Here is a 2,072-nt window from a genome sequence, read left to right on the forward strand (position 1 = left end):
CGCCATGTGTAACTACAGCAGTATAATTTAAATGATTTTTTTTCATATCTTCTATTATATTTAAATATACATTATAGACCCTATTAAAAAAATTATTAGCTAGCTCTCCATTAGGTACTTCACTTCTCCAAGAACTCTTAATAAACTCTTTATAATAAAAATTATCTTTTAGTTCATTATAAGTCATGCCCTCAAAATCTCCAAAACTTCTCTCTCTTAAATCATTTAAAATTTCATAATCCATATCATCAAAATATATTTTAGCCGTTTCTGTGCATCTTTTCATGGGGCTTGAATATAATTTCTCAAAAGGTTTATATTTATCTACTATGCTTTTATTTTTTAATAAAGCATTTATACCATTATCCCAAAGTGAAACATCTGTAGAACCAAGCCATCTTTGCTCTGCATTATTTTTTGTTTGACCATGTCTTATAAATAAAATTTTCATTTTCTGCTCCATATTTGATTAGTCATCTATTTTTAAATCATCTATAGCTCTATACAATTCGCTTTTTAATTTCCTTCTATCATTGTAGCTTTTTATATTATAATCTTTAATTTTATCGCTCATATAGTTAATTTCATCTTCCATACTTTTAAACTCAAACACTGCCTTCAATATCTCCATAGTATCAATATACCCTCTATCTATCCTATACATTGCCCCATCTAAACTAAAATCCAATCCTCCATTAGTAAAAGTTCCTATATCTTCATTAGGAACTATCTCATAAACCTTACAAGTTTTAGACTTTTCAACTATAGCATCTCTATATAAATTAACAACTATAATCTCATCGCATCCATATTCATATAAAGGAGTAAGAGGCAAATTGTTTCCATTTAAGAACTCAACTCCCCCATCAATATAATCAACTCCATTAATTTTCTGCCTTCCAAATATTATCGGTATAGCACTAGTAGCCATCATTATCTCTTTTATCTCTTTTACACTCTTTCCATTAAGCTTAAAATATTCAACATCAATGCTATGTAAATTAACTGCCGCAGCATATATAGGATACTCGCAATTTGATACAGTTTCTATATTTAAATATTTATCTATAATCTCAAGCAATCCCTCTCTGCTAAATATCCCATTTGCTGATATACTTTTATTTTTGCTGTCTAACTTTTTTTTGGATAATATCTTATCTTCTATTTCATTAGTCCAAATATGCTCAGCTATAGTGTAATCATTCTGTGCCATTAAACATGCATTTAATACTCCCACAGAAGCACCCGATATAGCCTTTATCTGTTTATCAATATTATACTCCCTTAAAGCTTTCCACACACCTATCTCATAGCTTCCTAGTCCTCCCCCTCCTCCTAAAACTAATCCTAATTTATTCATTATATACTCTCCAAAAATTACATACCTTATTTAATCTTACTTAAATAAAGTCCCCAAAAATCATTCAAAAAATCTAAATACTCTTTTTTATTATTATCTTTAGTTTTATCTATCTGCTTCGATATTTTATCCTGATATTTTTTTATCTTATCATATTGCTCTTTTAACCTATTTTTATACCTATACAATTCTTTATTATTAGAATGCTCTTCAAAATATTTATTTAAATATTTCATAGATTTATCATAATCTCTTTTCATTAAATATATCTTTGCAATTTCTTTATAGTCTTTAGTTTTGGATACTTCTTTTATTAATATTTTATATATAGAATCTAATTTTATATTTAAAATCTCTTCATTATTGTCTTTTATTTTGTTACACTCTAATATAACTTTTAAATATTGTCTTGAAGAATAATACTTCTTTATTAATTCTAAACTATTTTCTAAACTTATGGCTTTAGTTTCTGTTTTTGTTGATATTATCTTTAATTCATTCATTATTAGAACTATAAGCTCATAATTATTAATAGTTGTTTCATAATTGAAATTTGAAATATTCTTTCCATACTCTTTTATCAAATCAAATTTTATATCTGTTATATTAGCTTCTATATTTGAAGAAGTAAGTTTCTCCAATATAGATGATACTACATAACTCTCTTCACCATTTAATTTTTCTAATTTTTTTACAGCTCCAAGTATAGGAA

At 26.2% G+C, this 2,072-nt stretch carries 2 protein-coding genes and 1 pseudogene; all 3 read right to left on the reverse strand.

The features are described from left to right. Positions 1 to 451 (reverse strand): histidine phosphatase family protein (locus E6A48_RS03145; protein WP_219708539.1); only part of this gene is annotated, 451 nt, incomplete at its 3' end. A gap of 18 nt (positions 452 to 469) precedes the next feature. Beyond that, on the reverse strand, positions 470 to 1,360 hold the full coding sequence (locus E6A48_RS03150; protein WP_219708540.1) for a patatin-like phospholipase family protein: 891 nt from the start codon (positions 1,358 to 1,360) through the stop codon (positions 470 to 472). Positions 1,361 to 1,386: 26 nt separating this feature from the next. Then, positions 1,387 to 2,072, reverse strand: a pseudogene (locus E6A48_RS03155) (hypothetical protein); the annotation flags it as partial.

It is taken from the genome of Brachyspira pilosicoli, assembly GCF_019402445.1.
GTDB lineage: Bacteria > Spirochaetota > Brachyspiria > Brachyspirales > Brachyspiraceae > Brachyspira > Brachyspira pilosicoli_B.